22 protein-coding genes are annotated in these 22,268 nt (G+C 69.6%); 13 read left to right on the forward strand and 9 right to left on the reverse strand.

Translation table 11 applies throughout. From position 1 onward, the window contains the following. Nucleotides 1-19: 19 nt before the first annotated feature. On the reverse strand, nucleotides 20-778 hold the full coding sequence (locus tag AC1RLW_RS24810; RefSeq protein ID WP_139703963.1) for a sulfite exporter TauE/SafE family protein: 759 nt from the start codon (nucleotides 776-778) through the stop codon (nucleotides 20-22). 419 nt (nucleotides 779-1,197) lie between these two features. On the opposite strand from AC1RLW_RS24810, the gene AC1RLW_RS24815 reads away from it, so the two are divergent. Both AC1RLW_RS24815 and AC1RLW_RS24820 read left to right on the forward strand, forming a co-directional pair. Further along, nucleotides 1,198-2,436, forward strand: a complete 1,239-nt coding sequence (locus AC1RLW_RS24815) for an ammonium transporter (protein ID WP_493195503.1) — start codon at nucleotides 1,198-1,200, stop codon at nucleotides 2,434-2,436. A 20-nt stretch (nucleotides 2,437-2,456) separates the two neighbouring features. Beyond that, nucleotides 2,457-2,759, forward strand: a complete 303-nt coding sequence (locus tag AC1RLW_RS24820; protein WP_493195504.1) for a hypothetical protein — start codon at nucleotides 2,457-2,459, stop codon at nucleotides 2,757-2,759. Between the two features lie 7 nt (nucleotides 2,760-2,766). Here the strand turns inward: AC1RLW_RS24820 and AC1RLW_RS24825 are convergent, their stop codons facing one another. The 4 genes from AC1RLW_RS24825 to amaB all read right to left on the reverse strand — a co-directional run bounded on the left by AC1RLW_RS24825 (nucleotide 2,767) and on the right by amaB (nucleotide 8,231). Continuing rightward, a complete protein-coding gene (locus AC1RLW_RS24825; protein ID WP_493195505.1) occupies nucleotides 2,767-4,440 on the reverse strand; it encodes a thiamine pyrophosphate-binding protein in 1,674 nt (557 codons plus the stop codon). 29 nt (nucleotides 4,441-4,469) lie between these two features. Then, nucleotides 4,470-5,687: a pyridoxal phosphate-dependent aminotransferase gene (locus AC1RLW_RS24830; protein WP_493195506.1), complete on the reverse strand. Its 1,218-nt coding sequence runs from the start codon at nucleotides 5,685-5,687 to the stop codon at nucleotides 4,470-4,472. Continuing rightward, on the reverse strand, nucleotides 5,684-6,592 hold the full coding sequence (locus AC1RLW_RS24835) for an amino acid ABC transporter substrate-binding protein (RefSeq protein ID WP_487848828.1): 909 nt from the start codon (nucleotides 6,590-6,592) through the stop codon (nucleotides 5,684-5,686). The genes AC1RLW_RS24830 and AC1RLW_RS24835 overlap by 4 nt, the downstream gene beginning before the upstream one ends. A gap of 100 nt (nucleotides 6,593-6,692) precedes the next feature. Further along, the gene (gene amaB / locus AC1RLW_RS24840) at nucleotides 6,693-8,231 is read right to left on the reverse strand and encodes an L-piperidine-6-carboxylate dehydrogenase (RefSeq protein WP_492731507.1); all 1,539 of its coding nucleotides are present in this window, start codon (nucleotides 8,229-8,231) and stop codon (nucleotides 6,693-6,695) included. 181 nt (nucleotides 8,232-8,412) lie between these two features. On the opposite strand from amaB, the gene AC1RLW_RS24845 reads away from it, so the two are divergent. Then, nucleotides 8,413-8,688 (forward strand): GIY-YIG nuclease family protein, encoded by a 276-nt coding sequence (locus tag AC1RLW_RS24845; RefSeq protein ID WP_493195507.1) that lies wholly within the window; start codon nucleotides 8,413-8,415, stop codon nucleotides 8,686-8,688. Between the two features lie 160 nt (nucleotides 8,689-8,848). Continuing rightward, complete coding sequence (locus AC1RLW_RS24850) at nucleotides 8,849-8,983, forward strand: hypothetical protein (RefSeq protein WP_493195508.1); 135 nt, start codon at nucleotides 8,849-8,851, stop codon at nucleotides 8,981-8,983. Between the two features lie 7 nt (nucleotides 8,984-8,990). On the opposite strand, the gene AC1RLW_RS24855 is transcribed toward AC1RLW_RS24850, so the two are convergent. Both AC1RLW_RS24855 and AC1RLW_RS24860 read right to left on the reverse strand, forming a co-directional pair. After that, a complete protein-coding gene (locus AC1RLW_RS24855) occupies nucleotides 8,991-10,625 on the reverse strand; it encodes a GMC family oxidoreductase (RefSeq protein WP_493195509.1) in 1,635 nt (544 codons plus the stop codon). Between the two features lie 68 nt (nucleotides 10,626-10,693). Beyond that, complete coding sequence (locus tag AC1RLW_RS24860; RefSeq protein WP_493195510.1) at nucleotides 10,694-12,211, reverse strand: CoA-acylating methylmalonate-semialdehyde dehydrogenase; 1,518 nt, start codon at nucleotides 12,209-12,211, stop codon at nucleotides 10,694-10,696. Nucleotides 12,212-12,297: 86 nt separating this feature from the next. Here AC1RLW_RS24860 and AC1RLW_RS24865 point away from each other — a divergent pair, with 86 nt between their 5' ends. From AC1RLW_RS24865 to AC1RLW_RS24895, 7 genes are all read left to right on the forward strand, one after another. Next, nucleotides 12,298-13,206 (forward strand): LysR family transcriptional regulator, encoded by a 909-nt coding sequence (locus AC1RLW_RS24865; RefSeq protein WP_062472753.1) that lies wholly within the window; start codon nucleotides 12,298-12,300, stop codon nucleotides 13,204-13,206. Nucleotides 13,207-13,339: 133 nt separating this feature from the next. Next, on the forward strand, nucleotides 13,340-14,512 hold the full coding sequence (locus AC1RLW_RS24870; RefSeq protein WP_070063474.1) for an MlaE family ABC transporter permease: 1,173 nt from the start codon (nucleotides 13,340-13,342) through the stop codon (nucleotides 14,510-14,512). Next, complete coding sequence (locus tag AC1RLW_RS24875; protein WP_492733393.1) at nucleotides 14,509-15,363, forward strand: ABC transporter ATP-binding protein; 855 nt, start codon at nucleotides 14,509-14,511, stop codon at nucleotides 15,361-15,363. The genes AC1RLW_RS24870 and AC1RLW_RS24875 overlap by 4 nt, the downstream gene beginning before the upstream one ends. 8 nt (nucleotides 15,364-15,371) lie before the next feature. After that, on the forward strand, nucleotides 15,372-16,328 hold the full coding sequence (locus AC1RLW_RS24880; protein WP_139703980.1) for an MlaD family protein: 957 nt from the start codon (nucleotides 15,372-15,374) through the stop codon (nucleotides 16,326-16,328). A gap of 23 nt (nucleotides 16,329-16,351) precedes the next feature. Continuing rightward, nucleotides 16,352-17,041: an ABC-type transport auxiliary lipoprotein family protein gene (locus AC1RLW_RS24885; protein ID WP_493195511.1), complete on the forward strand. Its 690-nt coding sequence runs from the start codon at nucleotides 16,352-16,354 to the stop codon at nucleotides 17,039-17,041. A gap of 40 nt (nucleotides 17,042-17,081) precedes the next feature. After that, on the forward strand, nucleotides 17,082-17,303 hold the full coding sequence (locus AC1RLW_RS24890; RefSeq protein ID WP_070063477.1) for a hypothetical protein: 222 nt from the start codon (nucleotides 17,082-17,084) through the stop codon (nucleotides 17,301-17,303). Nucleotides 17,304-17,322: 19 nt separating this feature from the next. Continuing rightward, entirely contained in the window at nucleotides 17,323-17,817 is a 495-nt protein-coding gene (locus AC1RLW_RS24895; RefSeq protein ID WP_447740273.1) for a GFA family protein, read from the forward strand. 4 nt (nucleotides 17,818-17,821) lie between these two features. On the opposite strand, the gene AC1RLW_RS24900 is transcribed toward AC1RLW_RS24895, so the two are convergent. Continuing rightward, nucleotides 17,822-18,595: an SIR2 family NAD-dependent protein deacylase gene (locus AC1RLW_RS24900; protein ID WP_487848834.1), complete on the reverse strand. Its 774-nt coding sequence runs from the start codon at nucleotides 18,593-18,595 to the stop codon at nucleotides 17,822-17,824. After that, nucleotides 18,592-19,455 carry an IclR family transcriptional regulator gene (locus tag AC1RLW_RS24905; protein ID WP_062472735.1) on the reverse strand — a complete coding sequence of 288 codons (864 nt, stop codon included), beginning with the start codon at nucleotides 19,453-19,455 and terminating at the stop codon, nucleotides 18,592-18,594. Before AC1RLW_RS24905 ends, AC1RLW_RS24900 begins: the two co-directional genes overlap by 4 nt. Before the next feature lie 149 nt (nucleotides 19,456-19,604). Between AC1RLW_RS24905 and AC1RLW_RS24910 the strand changes: the two genes are divergently transcribed. Further along, complete coding sequence (locus AC1RLW_RS24910) at nucleotides 19,605-20,564, forward strand: MBL fold metallo-hydrolase (protein WP_319358743.1); 960 nt, start codon at nucleotides 19,605-19,607, stop codon at nucleotides 20,562-20,564. A gap of 64 nt (nucleotides 20,565-20,628) precedes the next feature. Next, nucleotides 20,629-22,266 (forward strand): FAD-dependent oxidoreductase, encoded by a 1,638-nt coding sequence (locus AC1RLW_RS24915; RefSeq protein WP_493195512.1) that lies wholly within the window; start codon nucleotides 20,629-20,631, stop codon nucleotides 22,264-22,266. Nucleotides 22,267-22,268: the final 2 nt, after the last annotated feature.

Consider the following 22,268-nt stretch of genomic DNA (forward strand, 5'->3'; position numbering starts at 1 on the left):
CCGGACGCCAGGGGCTTTTTTATTTCAGGAACGCGTCGTAAGCCGTCTTCAGGATCAGCGCACTCACCACCACGATGAACACGATCCGCACGAAGCCCGCCCCATGCTTCAGCGCCACGCGCGTACCGACCAGGCTGCCGGCCACGTTGGCCACGGCCATCACCAGCCCGTAGTGCCACCAGACGTGCCCCTTGGCGGCCAGCAGGATCAGCGCGGCGGCGTTGGTCAGCGTGTTGATGACCTTGGCCGAGGCCGAGGCGTTGAGGAAGTCGTAGCCCATCCAGCGCACGAACAGGAACACCAGGAAGCTGCCCGTGCCCGGCCCGAAGAAGCCGTCGTAGAAACCGATGGTCAGGCCGATGGTGCTGGCCGCCAGCGTCTCGGCGCGGCCGCTGAAGCGCGGTGCGTGCAGCCGGCCCATGTCCTTGCGTGCCAGCGTGTAGACCAGCACGCCCAGCAGGATGACCGGCAGCGCCCGGCGCAGGAAGTCGCCCGGGAAGACCGTGACGGTCCAGGCGCCGAGCATCGAGCCGCCGAAACCCAGCAGCGCGGCCGGCCACATCGCGCTCCAGCGCATCTGCACCCGCTGGCTGAACTGGGCCGCCGAGGCCGCCGTGCCCCAGATGGACGCGCTCTTGTTGGTGCCCAGCAGCGTGGCCGGCGGCGCGCCCGGAAACACCGCAAAAAGGGCCGGCACCAGAATCAACCCGCCGCCGCCCACGATCGCATCGATAAAACCCGCGAGCAGTGAGGCGCCCGTGACCACCAGCATTTCCATGCGGGCGATTGTCTCACCGGAATCGCTATCGAAACGATAGCTGTGGTGGCCGGTACCGGCTGGCCAAGAGGCCTGTTTGGCTTGGAGGAAAGGGCCTGCATTCGCGCTGCGAACAGGCAAAAAAAAGCGCCGACCAGCGGCGCTTTTCAAATATCAGACAGGCATCTCGTACGGAGCCTTTGAAGAATGTTCTTGTTGATCGATCGGAAGCTTGTCTCCTCGGACCCTCGGCAGTACGAGCAGGGCCCGTCGCGAGTGCGCAGATTGTGCAAGCGCGCACCCGCCCGGTGCATTAGGAATTACCCGCTTCGTGTTACTTCGACCCTCCGGTTGGGAAACCAAAGTGTTTCAGTCAGTTAACAAGATGGCATGACTCGTGCACACAGGCCTCTTGTCCACCACTCCAAGAAGAAACGGTCATGGCCCTGCTGGCACCCCAAGCCTCCCTGAACGCGGCCGACACCGCCTGGATGATGACCTCGACCGCGCTGGTGCTGCTGATGACGCTGCCCGGCATCGCGCTCTTCTATGCCGGCATGGTGCGGCGCAAGAACGTGCTGGCCACCATGGCCGGGGTGGTGGCGATCGCCGCGGTGGTCTCGCTGACCTGGTTCGCGCTCGGCTACTCGCTGGCCTTCACGCCCGGCTGGCCCTGGCTGGGCAAGCTCTCGCGCATCGGCTTCTCGGGCTTCGAGTACCTGAAGGAGGCCGGCCAGGTGGCCGTGAGCCACGTGGCGCCGAACGTGCCGGAGTCGGTCTACGCCATGTTCCAGCTGAGCTTCGCGATCATCACCACCGCGCTGGTGCTCGGCGCCTTTGTCGAGCGCATGCGCTTCTCGGCGCTGCTGTGGTTCGCGCTGCTGTGGAGCCTGCTCGTGTACGCACCGGTCGCGCACTGGGTGTGGGAGCCGGGCGGCTGGCTCGCGCAGATGGGCGCGCTCGACTTCGCGGGCGGCTCGGTGGTGCACGTCAACGCGGGCATCGCGGGGCTGGTGTGCGCCTATGCGCTCGGGCCGCGCCGGGGCTACGGGCGCGAGGCCTTCGAGCCCTACAGCCTGGCGCTCACCATGACCGGCGCGGGCCTGCTGTGGGTGGGCTGGTTCGGCTTCAATGCCGGCTCGGCGGTGGCGGCCGACGGGCGCGCGGGCCTGGCGATGCTGGTGACGCACATCGCGGCGGCGGCCGGCGCCATGAGCTGGATGGTCGGCGAATGGATCGTGCGCCGCAGCCCCTCGCTGCTGGGCCTGTGCTCCGGCCTCGTGGCCGGGCTGGTGGCGATCACGCCGGCGGCCGGCTTCGTCACGCCGCTGTCGGCGCTGGCCATCGGCGCCATCGCCGGGCTGGCCTGCTACTGGGGCGCCACGGGCCTGAAGCACCTGCTCGGTGCGGACGACTCGCTCGACGTGTTCGGCGTGCACGGCATCGGCGGCATCGTGGGCGCGCTGCTCACGGGCGTGTTCGCCGACCCGCGCATCTCGGGCGCGACGGGCAATGTGCTGACACAGGCGATCGCGGTCGGCAGTGTGGCGATTTACAGCGCGGCGGGCACGGCGATCGTCTTGTTCCTCGTGCATGTGCTGGTCGGATTGCGCGTCGACCCCGAGAGCGAACTCGTGGGCCTCGATCTTGCTCAACACAAGGAACACCTGGGAGCCTGATTAAAAGACGGAGACCCGCCATGCCATCCATGTCCGAAAGCGAACGCATCGCGCTTGCAGCACGCCTTCACGTGGCACTGCGGCGAAAGCACGGACGCGTGACCGACACCGAATGGATGGCCACCAATGCCGAGTACGCCGCCGAGATCGTGCGCATGACGCGCCAGCACGCCGCCGAAACGAAGGACGACGAACTCGACCAGCTCGCCACGCGGCTGGAGCAGGCCATGGAGCCGCTGGCCCGCGCCGCGCGCTTGGCGGCGCGCCAGCCCGACGGCCTGCCGCCCACACCGTCGCCGCGCTACGTCGGCGGCCTGCGCTGACGGCGCCTCAGTTCGCGGCCAGTGCCGCCTTGCGGATCGACGCCAGCGTGCTCGCGGGCGTGATCGCCTCCGGGTCCAGCAGGCAATGCAGGATCGCCGGCTTGCCGCTGGCACGCGCACGCGCGAGTGCGGGGCCGAACTCTTCCGTCGTGGTCACGCGTTCGCCGTGGCCGCCGAACACCTCGGCGTAGCCGCGGAAGTCGGGGTTCTTCAGCTGCGTGGCGCTGATGCGGCCGGGGTAGTGCTTTTCCTGGTGCATGCGGATCGTGCCGTACATGCCGTTGTCCAGCAGCACCACGAGGATCGGCAGACCGTACTGCACGGCAGTGGCGAACTCCTGGCCGTGCATCATGAAATCGCCGTCGCCCGCGAACACGACCACCTCGCGTTCGGGCCACAGCCGCTTGGCACCGACGCCGGCGGGCAGGCCGTAGCCCATCGAGCCGCTGGTCGGCGCAAGCTGGCTCGCGAACGCGCGGAACGGCCAGAAGCGATGCACCCAGGTCGCGAAGTTGCCCGCGCCGTTGCAGAAGATGGTGTCGGCCGGCAGCACCTCGCGCAGGTGCTGCATGACCTCGCCCATCTGCAGCGGGCCGGGAATGCGGACTGCGGCCGGGTCGCTCCAGCGCAGAAAGTCTTCGCGCGCGGTCTTCGTCTCGGCCTGCCACACGGGCTGTGACGCCGGACGCAACGCGGACACCGCTTCGGCGAACGCCTGCGGCGTGGCGTGAATGCCCTGTGTCGGGCGATAGAGCTTGCCGAGCTCGTCGGCATCGGCGTGCACGTGCACCAGCGCCTGCTTCGGCTGCGGGATCGCGAACAGCTCATAGCCCTGCGACGGCACTTCCGACAGACGCCCGCCCACCAGCAGCACGAGGTCCGCATCGCGGATGCGCGCCAGCATGCGCGGGTTGGCGCCGAGCCCCAGGTCGCCCGCATAGCAGGGGTGCTCGGCGGACATCAGCATCTGGCGGCGGAACGAGCAGTACACGGGCAGCGAATACGCCTCGGCGAACTGCGCGAACTGCTGCGTCGCGGCTTCCGACCAGCGGCTGCCACCCAGGATGACGACCGGCCGCTGCGCCTGCGACAGGCGCTGCTGCAGCTCGGCGATCTGCGCCGCGCCCGGATGCGTTTCGGTGACGGCATACGGCAGCGCATCGGCCACCACGGCGGCTTCGGTCAGCATGTCTTCGGGCAGTGCGATCACCACCGGACCGGGCCGGCCCGAGGTCGCGACATGGAAAGCGCGCGACACCAGCTCGGGCACGCGCGCCGGGTCGTCGATCTGCACGACCCACTTGGCCATCGTGCCGAAGACCGCGCCGTAGTCCAGCTCCTGGAAGGCCTCGCGGCCCATCGCGTCGCGCGCGACCTGGCCGACGAACAGCAGCAGCGGCGTCGAGTCCTGGTGCGCGATGTGCACGCCCGCCGCCGCGTTGGTGGCGCCAGGGCCGCGCGTGACGAAGCAGATGCCGGGCTGTCCCGTGAGCTTGCCCTGCGCCTCGGCCATCATCGTCGCGCCGCCTTCCTGCCGGCACACCGTCACGTCGATCGATGCGTCGTGCAGCGCGTCGAGCACGGCCAGGAAGCTTTCGCCGGGCACGCAGAAAAGCTGCCGGACGCCGTGGGTGATGAGCTGGTCGACCAGGATCTGGCCGCCGGTGCGGGAGGAAGTCATGAGGGTTCCAGTGGAATGAAGAGGAGAGATCAGGAGAGCGCGGCGCAGGCGGCGGCGATGCGCGCGCACGCCTCTTCGAGTTGCGCCATCGACGTCGCATACGAGATGCGGAAATACGGTGCGAGCCCGAAGACGCTGCCCGGCACCACCGCCACCTCGAAATCCTGCAGCAGGTAGCGGCAGAAGTCGCTGTCGGTCTGCAGCAGCGCGCCGCTGCGGGTGCGCTTGCCGAGCACGCCGGCGCAGCTTGCGAAGGTGTAGAAGGCGCCCTCGGGCACGCGGCAATGCAGGCCTGGCGTGCGGTTGAGCGCGGCCACGACAAAGTCGCGGCGCTGTTGAAAGGATGCGCAGCGCTCGGCCACGATGCCCTGCGGGCCGGTGAGCGCCTCGATCGCGGCGGCCTGGCTCACCGATGAGGGGCACGAGGTCGACTGGCTCTGCACCACGGCCATTGCGGCGATCAGCGGGCGCGGTCCCGCGCCGTAGCCGACGCGCCAGCCGGTCATCGCATAGGCCTTCGACACGCCGTTCACCGTGAGCGTGCGTTCGCGCAAGCGCGGCTCCACCGCCACCGGCGTTGCGAACGCGAGGCCGTCGTAGAGGATGTGCTCGTAGATGTCGTCCGCCAGCACCCAGACGTGGGGGTGGTCGAGCAGCAGGTCGGTGATCGGCTTCAGTTGCGCCGCGCTGTAGGCCGCGCCGCTCGGGTTCGACGGCGAGTTGAGAAACAGCCAGCGCGTGCGCGGCGTGATGGCCGCCTGCAGTTGTGCCGCGGTCAGCCGAAAGCCGTTCTCCTCGCCGCACGCCACCGACACCGGCACGCCGCCGCAGATCTGCACGATGTCCGCGTAAGACGTCCAGTACGGCGCGGGCAGGATCACTTCGTCGCCCGGGTTCAGGCTCGCCATCAGCGCGTTGAAGATCACCTGCTTGGCGCCCGCGCTCACGCTGATCTCGTCGAGCGCGAAGTCCAGCGCGTTGTCGCGCTTGAACTTCAGCTGCACCGCCGCCTTCATCGCCGGGCTGCCGTCGAGCACCGTGTAGCGCGTGTCGCCACGCGCAATGGCCTGCGAGGCTGCATGCCGGATGTTCTCGGGCGTGTCGAAGTCGGGCTCGCCCGCGCCCAGCACGATCACCGGGCGGCCGGCGCGTTTGAGCGCCTGCGCGTGGTCGGTGATGCGCAGGATCTCCGAGACCTGGATGGCGCGCACGCGTTGCGCCGGCGAGAACACGGCGGCGTCTGTCACTTGGCGTAGGCCTCCAGCGGCTTGTCGTTGGGCTCGAGCACGAGCTGCTTGAGCGCGGGGCTCATCGGCAGGTTGAGGCTGGTGTTCTTCGGCGGGATCGCGGCCACGAACCACTTGGTGTAGATCTTCTCGAGCTCGCCGCTCTTCATGAGCTTGCGCAGCGAGTCGTCCACCGCGGCCTTGAAGGCCGGGTCGTCCTTGCGGAACAGCAGCGCGATCGGCTCGGAGCCCAGCGCCTCGCCGGTGATGCGGTAGGCCGTCGGGTTCTTCGAGTTCGCGATGATGCCGGCGAGCAGGTTGTCGTCGAGCACGAAGGCATCGGCGCGGCCCGACTCCATGAGCAGGAAGCTCTCCAGGTGGTCCTTGCCGAGCATCGTGTTGTACGAGACGTTCTGCGCGCGCTCGCGCTTGCGCAGCAGCTGCACGGCGGTGGTGCCGGTCGACGCCGACACGTTGCGGCCCGCGAGCTGGTCGAGCGTGGTGATGCCCGAGTCGACCTTGGTGGCCATGCGCACTTCGCTCACGTACGTGGTGAGCGCGAAGGCCACCTGCTGCTGGCGCGCGGTGTTGTTGGTGGTGGGGCCGCAGCCGATGTCCAGCGTGCCGTTCTGCACCAGCGGGATGGTGTTCTGCGCGGTCACGGCCATGTACTCGAGCTTGGCGTTGGGCGTGATGTCCTTCAGCACGCGCTCGCAGAGCTCGACGTGGTAGCCCACGTACTTCTCGCCCGCGCCCAGCATGTAGGCCATGGGCGGCGAGGCTTCGCGCACGCCGAGCACGACCTTGCCGCTGGTCTTGATCTTGTCGAGCGTGCCGCCGGTGGGTGCCTGCTGCGCGGTGGCGGTGGTGCCGAAGGCCAGCGCGAGCAGCGCGGCGGTGGCGAGGGTCTTCAGTTGCATCTTCATCTTCGTTGTCTCCTGGTGGTTTTTCTGGGGGGATAGGTGCGGCCGCTGCCTGGCCGCTGCGGCGAAATGCCGCGCAGCAGGCACCACGGGCCGGGGTTGTTCAGTCGCCGATATCGAAGGTCACGCCCTGCGCAAGGGGAAGTGCCGTCGAGTAGTTGATGGTGTTGGTCGCGCGGCGCATGTAGGCCTTCCAGCTGTCCGAGCCCGCTTCGCGTCCGCCGCCGGTTTCCTTCTCGCCACCGAAGGCGCCGCCGATCTCGGCACCGCTCGGTCCGATGTTGACGTTGGCGATGCCGCAGTCCGAACCCGCGCTGGACATGAAGCGCTCGGCCTCGCGCACGTTGAGCGTGAAGATCGACGACGACAGGCCCGCGCCCACCGCGTTGTGCCATTCGATGGCTTCGTCGAGCGAGCTGTAGCGCACCACATAGAGGATGGGCGCGAAGGTCTCGCGCAGCACGGGGCCGGCGTGCGACTTCAGCTCCACCAGCGCGGGGCGCACATAGAACGCGTCCTGCGTGCCGATGCCCTCGACGCGCTGGCCGCCGTGCACCGTGGCGCCGGTCTCGCGGCTTTCGTTCAGGGCCTTCTGCATGCCGTCGAAGGCCGCGCGGTCGATCAGCGGACCGACCAGCGTGCCGGCCTCGCGCGGGTCGCCCACCTGCACGTTGCCGTAGACCTTCACGAGCTTGGGCACCAGCTGGTCGTACACGCTCTCGTGCACGAACAGGCGCCGCAGCGTGGTGCAGCGCTGGCCCGCCGTGCCCATGGCCGCGAAGGCGATGCCGCGCAGCGTGAGGTCCAGGTCGGCCGAGGGCGTGACGATGGCGGCGTTGTTGCCGCCCAGTTCGAGGATGGCGCGGGCGAAGCGCGCCGCCAGTTTCGGCCCGACCTGCCGGCCCATGGCCGTGGAGCCGGTGGCCGAGAGGATGGGTACGCGGGGGTCGTCGACCAGCACCTCGCCGATGTCGCGCCGGCCCAGCAGCAGGCCGAGCAGGCCTTCGGGCGCGTCGCCGAAGCGTTCGATGGCGCGCTGCGCGATGGCGTGCACGGCCAGCGCGGTGAGCGGTGTTTTTTCCGAAGGCTTCCACACCACCGGGTCGCCGCACACCAGCGCGAGCGCCGCGTTCCACGACCACACGGCCACGGGAAAGTTGAAGGCCGAGATCACGCCGCACACGCCCAGCGGATGCCAAGTTTCCATCATCCGGTGCTCGGCGCGCTCGGTGGCCAGCGTGAGGCCGTAGAGCTGGCGCGAGAGGCCGACGGCGAAGTCGCAGATGTCGATCATTTCCTGCACCTCGCCCGCGCCCTCGGACGGGATCTTGCCGGCCTCCAGCGTGACGAGGCGGCCCAGGTCGCGCTTGGCGGCACGCAGCTCTTCGCCCAGCAGGCGCACCAGCTCGCCGCGGCGCGGTGCCGGCACCAGGCGCCAGGCCTTGAAGGCCTCGTGCGCACGGCCGATGGCGCCGGTGGCTTCCACGGCCGTGGTCTGCGGCACCTGCGCGATCACCTCGCCGCTGACCGGCGAGCGCACCGTGAGCTCGCCGCGGGTGTGGGCGGTGCGGGGCACGCCCAGGCGATGCAACAGTTGTTCGACCTCGGCGGGAAGGGACACGGGGGTCTGGGCTTCTGGCATGGACGCTCCAGGGAGAAGGAAGGACAGAAGAAGAAATGCGACAGCAGGAACGGGCCAATATGTGCGAAACCCGCGCCCTTGCCTAGCGAAAAATTGGAAGGACTTGGTGCGTTTTGCGAATGAACTTCGTGGTGACACCTTCGTTCGACGCACGATAAGCGCCTGCCCGCACAATGCGCGCGTGCCCCGAAAACCGCCCGATCCCTCGCCGCCCCCACCCTATTGGCTCTACCTGCTGGAATGCGAAGGCGGCGTGTACTACGCGGGCATCGCGCTCGACGTGGAGCAGCGCTTCTTCCAGCATGTCTTCGGGCTGGGCGCCAAGTTCACGCGCGCGCGTCCGCCGCAGCGCGTGCTGGCGGCACGCCAGTATCCCAACAAGGGCGCCGCGTTGCGGGCGGAGATCGCGCTCAAGGCGCTGCCTCGCGCACGCAAGCTGGCGTTCTTCGACAGTTAGCCACCCGCCGCAGGCGACCTGCGCAGCATCACCGGCAGGCACAGCAGATAGCGCACGGCGCCGGCCAGCCCTGCGCCGTGGGCTGGAGGAGCAGGCGGCACCGCCCGATGCGGAAATCCGGCAGCAGGCACTCGATGCCGCTGCGGCCTCGCGCCCGCTCTTGGCCGAGGCCTTCGCCAGCTACCGCAAGGCCGGCCCCGATGCGATGTTCGAGGTCGGCGTGGACCTCATGCTCGAAGGCGCGAAGGCGCGCCTGGCGGCTGACACCAAGAGCCGCGCCAAGCCGCGCCGCTGAGGCCGGCTCAGCGGTTGCGGTTGTCTTCCAGAATCCAGCCCGCCGCCTTCTCCGCCATCATCAGCGTCGGGCTGTTGGTGTTGCCACTCGTGATGGTGGGCATCGCGCCCGCATCGACCACGCGCAGGCCGTGCACGCCGCGCACGCGCAGGCGCGCATCGAGCACCGCCATCGGGTCGCCGTCGGCGCCCATCTTGGTGGTGCCGACCGGGTGGAAGATGGTGGTGGCGATGTCGCCGGCCAGCCGCGCGAGGTCTTCGTCGGTCTGGTACTGCACGCCGGGCTTCCACTCCTGCGGCTTGTACTTCGCGAGCGCGGGCTGCTGCGCGATGCGGCGCGTCACGCGCAGCGAATCGGCGGCGACCTTGCGGTCTTCCTCGGTGCTCAGGTAGTTCGGCGCGATGGCGGGCGCGTCTTCGAAACGCGCGCTCTTGATGCGCACCGAGCCCCGGCTCGTCGGGTTCAGGTTGCACACGCTCGCGGTGAAGGCCGGGAAGCTGTGCAGCGGCTCGCCGAAGGCATCGAGCGACAGCGGCTGCACGTGGTACTGGATGTTGGGCCACGCGCGGTCGGGCGAGCTGCGCGTGAAGGCGCCGAGCTGCGACGGCGCCATGCTCATCGGGCCGCTGCGTTTCAACAGGTATTCGAGGCCGATCTTCGCCTTGCCGACCAGCGACGAGGCCAGCACGTTGAGCGTGGGCGCGCCCTCGATCTTGTAGACCGCGCGGATCTGCAGGTGGTCCTGCAGGTTGGCGCCGACGCCGGGTGCGTCCAGCGCCACCTCGATGCCGTGCTGGCGCAGCAGCTCGGCCGGGCCGACGCCCGACAGCTGCAGGATCTGCGGCGAGCCGATGGCGCCCGCGCTCAGGATCACTTCGCACTCGGCGTGCGCGGTGGTCATCTCGGTGCCGTCCCACACCTGCGCGCCGGTGCAGCGCTTCGTGCCGTCGGGCAGCGTCTCGAACAGCAGGCGCGACACCTGCGCGCCGGTCCACAGCTCGAAGTTGGGGCGGCCGTAGCACGTGGGCCGCAGGAAGGCCTTGGCGGTGTTCCAGCGCCAGCCGTTCTTCTGGTTGACCTGGAAGTAGCCCACGCCTTCGTTGCTGCCGCGGTTGAAGTCGGCGGTGTGCGGCACGCCGGCCTGCACGGCCGCGTCGGCAAACGCATCGAGGATGTCCCAGCGCAGCCGCTGCTTCTCGACGCGCCATTCGCCGCCCGCGCCGTGCATCTCGTCGGCGCCGAGGTAGAAGTCTTCGTGCTTGCGAAAGGCCGGCAGCACGTTCTCCCAGCGCCAGCCTTCGTCGCCCGTGAGCTCAGCCCAGTGCTCGTAGTCGCGCGACTGGCCGCGCATGTAGATCATGCCGTTGATGCTGGAGCAGCCGCCCAGCGTCTTGCCGCGCGGATAGCGCAGCGTGCGGCCGTTGAGGCCCGCGTCGGGCTCGGTGTTGTAGAGCCAGTCGGTGCGCGGGTTGCCGATGCAATACAGGTAGCCCACCGGAATGTGGATCCAGTGGTAATCGTCCTTGCGGCCGGCCTCGATGAGCAGCACACGTTTGGTCTTGTCGGCGCTCAGGCGGTTGGCGATGAGCGAGCCGGCGGTGCCGGCGCCGATGATGATGTAGTCGAAGGTGGTGTCGCTCATGGCGGCTGGCTTTTTGTCTCTCGTTGTTCTTCGGATGGAAGCAGCGCCGCGCGTGCGGCGCCCCCTTTTTACTTCGCTGTCGGCATCACGAACTCTGCGCCCTTGCCGATGCTTTCGGGCCAGCGCTGCATGATCGACTTCTGCTTCGTGTAGAAGCGCACGCCCTCTTCGCCATACGCGTGCATGTCGCCGAACAGGCTCTTCTTCCAGCCGCCGAAGCCGTGCCAGGCCATCGGCACCGGGATCGGCACGTTGATGCCGACCATGCCGACCTGGATGCGGCGGCCGAACTCGCGCGCCACGTTGCCGTCGCGGGTGAAGCAGCTCACGCCGTTGCCGAACTCGTGCGCGTTGATGAGGTCCACCGCTTCCTTGAAGGTCGCGACGCGCAGGCAGCCCAGCACGGGGCCGAAGATCTCTTCCTTGTAGATGCGCATCTCGGGCGTGACGTGGTCGAACAGCGTGCCGCCCATCCAGAAGCCGTCGCCGCAGCCTTCGCCCGCGGCGTTGCCGTCGAACTGGCGGCCGTCGACCAGCAGCTTCGCGCCTTCCTTCTCGCCCTGCGCGATGTAGCCGGTGATGCGCTCGTGCGCGGCGCGCGTGACGATCGGGCCCATCTCGGCCGCGAGGTTCTCGCCATTGAGCACCTTCAGCGTCTTCGTGCGCTCGATGAGCTTGGGCAGCAGCCGGTCGGCCACGTCGCCCACCAGCACCGCGACGCTGATCGCCATGCAGCGCTCGCCGGCCGAGCCGTAGCCGGCGCCGATGAGGGCGTCGACGGCCTGGTCGATGTCGGCGTCGGGCATGACGACCATGTGGTTCTTCGCACCGCCCAGCGCCTGCACGCGCTTGCCGTGGCGTGCGCCGGTTTCGTAGATGTAGTTGGCGATGGGCGTGGAGCCCACGAAGCTGATCGCCTTGACGTCGGGGTGCTCCAGCAGCGCGTCGACCGCGGCCTTGTCGCCCTGCACCACGTTGAACACGCCGTCGGGCAGACCGGCCTTCTTGAGCAGCTCGGCCATCAGCAGCGACGGGCTCGGGTCGGTCGGGCTGGGCTTGAGCACAAAGGTGTTGCCCGCGGCAATGGCCACCGGGAACATCCACATCGGCACCATCACCGGGAAGTTGAAGGGCGTGATGCCGGCCACAACGCCCAGCGGCTGGCGCAGCGTCCAGTTGTCGATGCCGGTGCTCACCTGGTCGGTGAAGTCGCCCTTGAGCAGCTGCGGAATGCCGCAGGCGAACTCGACGATGTCGATGCCGCGGCTGACCTCGCCCTGCGCGTCGGTGAAGACCTTGCCGTGCTCGGCGGTGATGAGGTGGGCGAGCTCGTCCTTGTGCTGGTTGAGCAGCTCGAGGAACTTGAACATCACGCGCGCCCGGCGGATCGGCGGTGTGTCGGCCCAGGCCGGGAACGCGGCCTGCGCGGCGGCCACGGCGGCCCCCACCTGGGCGGCGTCGGCCAGGCCGACCTTGCCGGTGACGGCACCGGTGGCGGGGTTGGTCACGTCCTGCGTGCGGCCGGAGGTGTTGGCGGCGGGGGCGCCGGCGATGTGGTGATCGATATTTCGGGTGCTGATGGACATGTGCGGGTCTCCTGAAGGCAATTTGGCCCAATCCACGAAGAGAAAGCCAATGAATTCGCGTCGATGGCGCTATAAATCAGTCTTATATGACTACGTCATCGATGGACCTCCAGATTCTGCGCGCCTTCATCCTGGCGGCGCGCGAGGGCAACGTCTCGCGCGCCGCCGAAAAGCTGCACCTGACGCAGCCCGCGGTGAGCCTGCAGCTCAAGCGTTTCGCGGAAGAAACCGGGCTGGTGCTGTTCACCCGCACGCCTCACGGGCTGGCGCTCACGGCCGACGGCGCGGCCATGCTGCCGCAGGCCGAGCGCGTGCTGGCGGCCGTGGGCGACCTGCAGCAGGCCGCGCGCAACCTGCAGGTCACGGTGCGCGGGGCGCTGCGCATCGGCACCATCCTCGACCCGGAGTTCACGCGGCTGGGCGTGTTCCTGCGCGAGCTGGTCGAGGCCGCGCCGCAGATCGAGACCGAGTTGCGCCACGGCATGAGCGGCAGCGTGCTGGCGCAGGTGCTGCGCGGCGAGCTCGACGTGGGCTTTCACCTCGACCCGGGCGATGAACCCGACGACGCCGCGCCGGCGCCGCTGGCGGTGCGCACCCTCACCCGCTTCAGCTACCGCGTGGTCGCGCCGGCCGGCTGGGGCCCGCAGGTGCTGGGGCGCGACTGGAAGGCGCTGGCCGCCCTGCCCTGGCTCGCGACGCCGCCCGAGTCGGCGCACCACCGTTTGCTGGAACGCGTGTTCGGCCCGCTCGGCCTGGCGCCCCGGCGCGTGGCGCTGGTCGACCAGGAGGCCTCGATGCTCGACCTGCTGAAGTCGGGCGTGGGCCTGAGCCTGGTGCGCGACTCGATCGCCATCCGCGAAAGCCAGGCCCACGGCCTCGTGCTGGCCGACCGCGTGCGGCTGGATTGCGCGCTGCGTTTCGTCTCGCTGGCCGCGCGGCGCGACGAGCCCGTGATCGCCAGCGCCTGGGATGCGCTGGCCCGGGCCTGGAGCTGAAGATTGGCTGAAAAAAACGGCGTCTGGCCCTACGCAAACGAAGGGCCAGACGCACACAAGCCCCGGATGCACGCGGTTACGATGCGCGCTCTCGCTTGGACCTTTGTTTACGTTTTGTCCCGCACCTTTGCCCATGTCGCCCACCCCGTCGCCCGCTGACGCCCCCGCCACCGACGACGCCTTCGCGCCGCCGCGCGCGCAGACGCAGGACGTGGACGGCCGCACCTGGGCCGTGGCCAGCGGTTGCTGGACCACGCTGGCGATGTCGACGCGCCCGGCCTGGGAAGCGCTGGCCAAGGACCTCGCGGCGCTGCCGCCCGCGGACGACCGGGCCTGGGACCTGCGCCCCATCGGCCAGCTCGACCACATCGGCGCCCAGCTGCTGTGGGAGCACTGGCGCCAGGCCTGGCCGGCCACGATCGAGCTGTCGCCGCAGCACCAGGCGGTGCTCGACCAGGTGGCGAAGTTCACGGTGGCCACGCCCGACGAGCCGCCCAAGTCGCTGAGCGACCGGCTGCACGCACTGGCCCACCACGGCCCGCGCGCGATGGTCGTGCTGCGCGACTTCGTGGGCCTGATCGGCCAGCTCGCGCTCGACCTGTGCACGCTGGCGCGCGCGCCGCACCGCGCGCCGTGGCGCGACTTCTCGGGCCACCTCTATCAGTTCGGCGCCACGGCGCTGCACATCACGGCGCTGGTCGGCCTCTTGATCGGCGTGGTGCTGGCGTACCTGATCTCGCAGCAGCTGCGCAACTACGGTGCCGAGGCCTTCGTGGTGAACATCCTCGGGCTGTCGCTGATCCGCGAGCTCGGGCCGGTGCTGGCCGCCGTGCTGATCGCGGGCCGCTCGGGCTCGGCGATCACGGCGCAGATCGGCGTGATGCGCGTCACCGAGGAGCTCGACGCGATGCGCGTGATGGGCATCCCGCACGGCTTCCGTCTCGTGATGCCGCGCGTGCTGGCGCTGGCCATCGCGATGCCGCTGATCAGCCTGTGGACCTCGATGGCGGCACTGGCCGGCGGCATGCTCGCGGCCGATGCGGCGCTGGGCATCTCGCCGTCGTATTTCCTGTCGGCATTGCCGCGCGCGGTGCCCATCTCCAACCTCTGGCTGGCCCTGGCCAAGTCGGCGGTGTTCGGCGTGCTGATCGCGCTGATCGGCTGCTACTTCGGCATGAAGGTCAAGCCCAACACCGAGAGCCTGGGGCGCGGCACCACGTCGTCGGTCGTGACCTCGATCACCGCGGTGATCCTGGTCGATGCGCTCTTCGCAGTGCTCTTCAAGGGCATAGGATTCCGCGGATGAACGCCGCCGTGACGTCCCCCTCGAGCACCGTGGTCGACATCCGCAAGCTCTGGACCGTGTTCAAGAGCCCCGATGGCGAACAGGTGGTGCACCGCGACCTCGACCTGCACCTCGACCGCGGCGAGGTGCTGTCGCTGGTCGGCGGCTCGGGCACCGGCAAGACGGTGCTGCTGCGGCAGATCCTCGGGCTGCAGAAACCCACGAAGGGCGCAGTCGAGGTGCTGGGTCGGGCGCCGGGCGAACTCAGCGCGGCCGGCGCGGCCAACGTGGGCATGCTGTTCCAGCACGGTGCGCTGTTCTCGGCCTTCAGCGTGCTGGAGAACATCGCCTTTCCGCTGCGCGAACTCAAGCTGCTGCCCGACGAGCTGATCCGCAACGCCGCGCTCGTGAAGCTGCAGATGGTGGGGCTGGAGCCGCAGCATGCGAACAAGAGCCCGTCGGACCTGTCGGGCGGCATGATCAAGCGCGTGGCGCTGGCGCGCGCGCTCATCATGGACCCGCCGCTGCTGCTGCTCGATGAGCCCACGGCCGGCCTCGACCCCGAAGCGTCGGACAGTTTCTGCGACCTGCTGCGCGGCCTGCACCGCGAGCTGGGCCTGACGGTCGTGATGGTCACGCACGACCTGGACACCCTGTTCGACCTGAGCACCCGCATCGCGGTGCTGGCCGACCAGAAGGTGATCGTGAGCGGCACGGCGCGCGAAGTCATCGCCTACCCGCATCCCTTCATCCACGAATACTTTCTCGGCGGGCGCGGCCAGCGCGCCCTGGAGGCGCTGCACGACAAGCCCGCCGCCGGCAAAGCACCCCCCGCGCCGCAGCCCGAGGCCGCGCGCGCTGACGAAAGGTAGGTCCCCTCATGGAAAACAAGGCCCATGCCCTCGCCGCCGGCGCCTTCGTGCTCGGCCTGATCGCCGCGCTCGTCGCGCTGGTGGTCTGGTTCACGCGCGACAACACCGTGCGCAACGTGTACGAACTCTCCACCCGCGACGCCGTGAGCGGCCTGCAGCCGCAGGCCCAGGTGCGCTACCGCGGCATCTCGGTCGGCAAGGTGACCTCGATCGACTTCGACCCCAAGACCAAAGGCAACGTGCGCGTGCGCATCACGGTCGACGAGCGCGTGCCGCTCACCACCTCCAGCTTTGCCACGCTGAGCTACCAGGGCGTGACCGGCCTGGCCTTCATCGCGCTGGACGACGAGGGCGAATCGACCGTCGCGCTCAAGCCCGACAACAACAACCCGCCGCGCATTCCGCTCAAGCCCTCGATGCTCGCGAAGCTGCAGGACCGCGGCGAGGAAATCATCGACCAGGTGGAAGAAGTGACCAAGCGCGCCAACGCGCTCTTGGCCGACGCCAACCAGAAGCGCGTGGCCGACGCGCTGGAGAACATCGCGGCCGCCTCGGCCAGTGCCAACACGCTGCTCAAGCAGCTCGACAACACCGTCAAGACCGGCCTGAACCCGACGCTGGCCGCCATGCCCGAGACGCTGTCGACGGTGAAGAAAGCCGCCGGCGACGTCTCGCGCGTGGCCAACAACTTCAACTCCACCGTGGGCCGGCTCAACGCACCCGACGGTCCGGTCGAGCGCCTGAGCGAGGGCACCAAGGCGCTGGCGCAGGCGGTCGACTCGTTCAACGCCGCCACCCTGCCGCGCGTGAACCGCGTGGCCGACGACACCGCCCACGCGGTGCGCCGCCTGGGCCGCGCGGCCGACAGCATCAACGACAACCCGCAATCGCTGCTGTTCGGCAACGGCGGCGCCGCCGCGGGCCCGGGCGAGCCCGGCTTCGTTGCACCCGCCGCACGCCACTGACCGGGAGCAGACCAACCATGCGCATGAAGAACACCCTCCACGCCCTCGCCAGCCTCGGCTGTGTGCTGCTGGTCGCCGGCTGCGGCATGCTGCCCGACAAGCCGGCGCGCGCCACGCTGTACGACTTCGGGCCCGGCCTCTCCGCCGCCGCACCTGCCGCCGCTGCCGCGCCGGCCACCGCGCTGCCGGCGCTGTCCCTCGCGGAGTTCGACAGCAACACGCGACTGGACGGCACGCAGATCCTGTACCGCCTGGGCTATGCCGACGCCAACGAGCTGCGCCCCTACGGCCAGTCTCGCTGGAGCCTGCCGCCCGCGCAGCTGCTGCGCCAGCGGCTGCGCGACACGCTGGCCGAGCGCCGCACCGTGCTCGGCCCCGAAGAAAGCGCAACGCTCGCGCGCACCGAGGGCATCGTGCCCGACACGCTGCGCATCTCGCTCGACGAGTTCAGCCACTACTTCGACGCGCCGGCCAGCAGCACGGGCCTGGTGCGCCTGCGCGCCACGCTGGTCCGCACCGCCACCGGCGGCGACCGCGTGATGGGCCAGCGCACCTTCACCGTGCGCCGCCCCGCCGCCAGCGCCGACGCGCCCGGCGGCGTGAAGGCGCTCATCGCGGCGAGCGACGCGGCCATGGCCGAGGTCGTGCAATGGGTCGACCAGCTGCAGCAGCAGGAGCCGCCGCAGCCGCGCACGGCGGCACCGCGGCGCTGAACGGCTTTTCATTCCAACCAACCCTGAGGAGACCCGTCCCATGAACGCAACGCGCATCGTCGGCATCCTGCTGGTCGTGGCCGGCATCGCCGGGCTCGGCCTGGGCGGCTTCAGCTTCACCAAGGAAACCCATCAGGCCAAGCTGGGCCCGCTGGAGTTCTCGGTGAAGGAAAAGCAGACCATCAACATCCCGGCCTGGGCCGGCGTGGCGGCGATCGTGGTGGGCGGCGCGCTGGTGCTGCTGGGTGGCAAGAAGGGCTGAGCGCCCGTCGACCACCGCCATGGCCGACGCCTTCGTGCCGCTCGAAGGCGGCTGCACCTGCCGGCAGGTGCGCTACCGCCTGAACGCCCCGCCGCTCTTCGTGCACTGCTGCCACTGCCGCTGGTGCCAGCGCGAGACGGGCTCGTCCTTCGCGCTCAATGCGCTAATCGAACCGGAACACGTGCAGGTGCTGCAGGGCGCGGTCGATCTGGTGCTCACGCCCTCGGCCAGCGGGCGCGGCCAGAAATACGCGCGCTGCCCCGCCTGCCACGTCGCGCTGTGGAGCCACTACGCAGGCGCCGGCGACGCCGTGAGCTTCATCCGCGTGGGCACGCTCGACACGCCCGACCGGTTGCCGCCGGACCTGCACATCTTCACGATGTCCAAGCAGCCGTGGGTGGTGCTGCCGCCTGGCGCGCCGGCGGTGCACGAGTATTACGACCGCAAGGACTACTGGCCCGCCGAGAGCCTCGCGCGCTGGCGCGTGCTGCGCGAGAAGATGCGGGCCGGCTAGCGCTTCAGTCGCCGGCCATCCCGGCAACCAACTTCGGCAGCAGGTCTTCCGACGCCCCCCGCAACACCACCGCCGCCGCATCGTCCAGATGCGGCAATGGCTCGATGTTCAGCGTGACCAGCCGCGCACCGCGCGCCATCGCCAGCTTGGGCAGCTCGGCCGCCGGGTAGACGATGGTGGTGCTGCCGACCACCAGGAACAGGTCGGACTCCTGCGCCGCCACCTGCGCGTCGAGCAGCACGCCGGCGTTCAGCATCTCGCCGAACATGACCACGTCGGGCCGCGCGTGCGAGCCGCAGCGCAGGCAGCGGTGAAAGGGCCACGGGCCGCTGCGGTTGCCGCAGTGGTCGCAGCGCCAGCGGCGCAGCGAGCCGTGCAACTCCAGCACGTCCTGCCCGCCGGCCTTGCCGAGCAGGCCGTCGACGTTCTGCGTGATGAGCCGGGTCGCAGGGCGCAGCCGCTGCAGTTGCGCGAGCGCGAGATGTCCGGGGTTGGGCGACGCGGTCTCGATCAGCGCCAGGCGCTGGGCCCAGAACTTCGTGAAGCCGCCCGGGTCGCGCGCGAGGTCGTCGGCATGCGAGAACTTGAGCGCGTTCTGGCTCATCCACAGGCCGTCGGCGTCGCGGTAGGTCGGGATGCCCGAGGCCTTGGACAAGCCCGCGCCCGAGAAGACCACGATGCGCCGCGCACCGCGCAGCAGCGCCACGGTGCGGTCGATGCGCAGCGCGAGGTCGTCGGAAGAAGAGAAAGAAGACAAGGCGGAAGAAAACAGGGTCATCGATCGGAGACGGAGGGAACCACGGCGCCGGTGGCGCTCGCCCCCAGGCGTTGCGACACCGTGCCCGCGCAGGCCTTGAGCGCGCGCGCGATCTCGCCGTCCCAGGCGGTGTGGAAGATGCCGGCCGGGCCGATGGCGGTCACGGCCAGCACGATGGCGCCCGTGTGGTCGAACACCGGCGCGGCCATGGCGCTCACGCCCTCGATCACCTCGCCGTCGGAGCGGCTGATGCCGTGGTCGCGCACTTCCTGGCACTGGCGCTCGAAGTCGCTCCACGAGGGCAGCGGTTGCACCGGCGGCATGCCGGCCGGCGGCGCGGGTTCGGCGGCGCCCTTGCGCTGCTTCTGGCGCTGGCGCTCGTCCTCGAGCTGCGCACGCACCACCGCCGGGTCGAGGTAGGCGGCAAAGACGCGGCCCGAGGCCGTGTTGGTGAGCGAGAACACCGTGCCGTGGCGCATGTTCACGTGCACCGGCGAGGGCGACTCGGCCGTGCGCACGATGGTCGCGCCGCGCGCGCCCCACACGGCCAGCGCCACGGTGTGGCCGATCTGCTGCGCGAGCTGGCCGATCAGCGGCGTGGCGATGTGCACCGGGTCGGCCTGCTGCAGGCTGATCAGCCCCAGTTGCAAGGCCAGCGGGCCGAGCAGATAGTGGCCGCTGGCGCGGTCCTGCTCGATGAGGCCCAGCCGGCCGAAGCTCACCATGTACGGGTGGGCCTTGGCGGCCGTCATGTCCGCTTCGCGGGCAAGGTCTTTGAGCGCCATCGGGCGGCCGTGGTGCACCAGCGCGCGCAGCAGCTGCCCGCCGACTTCGATGCTCTGGATGCCGCGCTGGGCGCGGTCGGTGTCAGTCGCTGCCATGGCCGCCTTGCCGTCTGGTTGTTCGTTCATGAAGAAGGCATTAGACATGAACTGATCTCGGGCTTACACTCCGCGCATTCGTTATCTGCAAACTCGTTCGCCTTAAACGAATCAGACGAATCCCAAAACCACCCCACCGGAGACACACGATGAGCCAAGCCAAGAAATTCGCCAGCCAGGCCGACCTGGAAGAAAAGAAGATCACCTTCAGCCAGATCTCGGAGCACGCCTGGGCCTACACGGCCGAGGGCGACCCCAACACCGGGATCATCATCGGCGACGACTGCGTGCTGGTGGCCGACACCCAGGCCACGCCCGCCATGGCCGCCGACGTGGTGCGCCGCATCCGCGAAGTGACCGACAAGCCCATCAAGTACGTGGTGCTCACCCACTACCACGCGGTGCGCGTGCTGGGCGCGGCGGGCTACGGCGCCGAACACATCCTGGCCAGCCAGGACACGCGCGACCTGATCGTGGAGCGCGGCGAGGAAGACAAGGCCAGCGAAATCGGCCGCTTCCCGCGCCTGTTCCAGAACGTCGAGACCGTGCCCCCGGGCCTGACCTGGCCCACCATGACCTTCACCGGCAAGATGACGCTGTGGCTGGGCAAGCTCGAAGTGCAGCTGCTGCAGTTGGGCCGCGGCCACACCAAGGGCGACACGGTCGTCTGGCTGCCGCAGGAGCGCGCGCTGCTGTCGGGCGACCTGGTCGAGTTCGGCGCCACGCCGTACGCCGGCGACGCCTACTTCCAGGACTGGCCGCAGACGCTGGACAACCTCGCCGCCCTGAAGCCCCTGGCCCTGGTGCCGGGCCGCGGCGCCGCGCTGACCACGCCCGAAGACGTGGCCAAGGGCCTGCAGGAAACGCGCGCCTTCATCGCCGACGTGTACGCCAGCGTGCAGGACGGCGTGAAGGCCGGCCGCGACCTGAACGCGGTCTACAAGGAGACCTACGAGAAGCTCAAGCCCAAGTACAGCCAGTGGGTGATCTTCGACCACTGCATGCCCTTCGACGTGAGCCGCGCCTACGACGAGGCCTCGGGCCACGCCGACCCGCGCGTGTGGACGGCACAGCGCGACATCGACATGTGGAAGGCCCTGGAAGGCTGATCGCGCCGCGACCTTCCCCCGCGCGGGGAAGGCGACGGAAACGACAAGAACACGGAGACACCACGTGATCGACTATCAAAGCCTGCGCTTCGACTACACCCGCCACGCCGACCAGGACGCCGCCGCGCCCGCCCGCCACCCCGTGGTGGTCGTGGGCGCCGGCCCGGTGGGCCTCACGCTCGCCATCGACCTCGCCCTGCGGCAGGTTCCCGTGGTGCTGCTCGACAACGACAACAGCCTGTCCAGCGGATCGCGCGCGATCTGCTTCGCCAAGCGCACGCTCGAGGTGTTCGACCGCCTCGGCTGCGGCGACCGCATGGTCGACAAGGGCGTGTCGTGGAACGTCGGCAAGGTGTTCTTCCATGACGAGCAGGTCTACCGCTTCGACCTGCTGCCCGAGCCCGGCCACGAGCGCCCGGCCTTCATCAACCTGCAGCAGTACTACGTCGAGGGCTACCTCGTCGAACGCGCCGCGGCGCTGCCGCTGATCGACCTGCGCTGGAACAACAAGGTCACCGGCATCGAGCAAGGCGACGACGGCGCGGTGCTGACCGTGGAAACGCCCGAGGGCGAGTACCGCCTGCAGGCCGGCTACGTCGCCGCCTGCGACGGCTCGCGCTCCAACCTGCGCCAGATGCTGGGGCAGGAAGCCAAGGGCCGCGTGTTCCGCGACCGCTTCCTGATCGCCGACATCACGATGGACGCGCAGCTGCCCACCGAGCGCCGCTTCTGGTTCGACCCGTCGTTCCACCCCGGCCAGAGCGTGCTGCTGCACAAGCAGGCCGACGGCATGTGGCGCGTCGACTTCCAGCTCGGCTGGGACGCCGACCCGGTGGAAGAGCGCAAGCCCGAGCGCATCACGCCGCGCGTGCGCGCGCTGCTGGACAGCATCGGCTTCGAAGGCGTGCAGTTCCAGATCGGCTGGGCCAGCGTCTACACCTTCGCCTGCCAGCGCATGGAGCGCTTCCGCCACGGCCGCGTGCTGTTCGCGGGCGACTCGGCGCACGGCGTGTCGCCCTTCGGCGCGCGCGGCGCCAACTCGGGCGTGCAGGACGCCGACAACCTCGCCTGGAAGCTCGCGGCCGTGCTGGCCGGCGACGCGCCCGACGCGCTGCTCGACAGCTACGCCAGCGAGCGCGAGTTCGCGGCCGACGAGAACATCCGCAACTCCACGCGCGCCACCGACTTCATCACTCCCAAGAGCGAGGTGAGCCGCCTCTTCCGCGACGCGGTGCTCGAGCTGACCAAGCGCCACGCCTTCGCGCGCTCGCTGGTCAACAGCGGGCGGCTGTCGGTGGCCACGGTGCTGCGCGACTCGCCGCTCAACACGCCCGACGCCGACACCTTCGCCGGCGCGATGGTGCCCGGCGCCGCCGCGGCCGATGCGCCCGTGCGGCGCGCCGACGGCAGCACCGGCTGGCTGCTGCGCGAATGCCATGTGGCGCGCTTCACCGCGCTGGTGTTCGGCACCGGCGACGCCGCCGAGCGCAGCCTGCAGGCGCTGAAGAGCAGCGACCTCGCGCTGCACGTCGTGCGCGTGGAAGGCACCGGCGCCGACGCCGAACTCGCCACGCAGCGCTACGACGCGCAGCCCGGCACCGTCTACCTGCTGCGGCCCGACCAGCACGTGTGCGCGCGCTGGCGGCAGCCCACGGCGGCGAACCTGCGCGCGGCCCTCGACCACGCACTGGCAAAGGCATGACC

The organism is Variovorax sp. GW822-FHT04A09, from assembly GCF_058801005.1.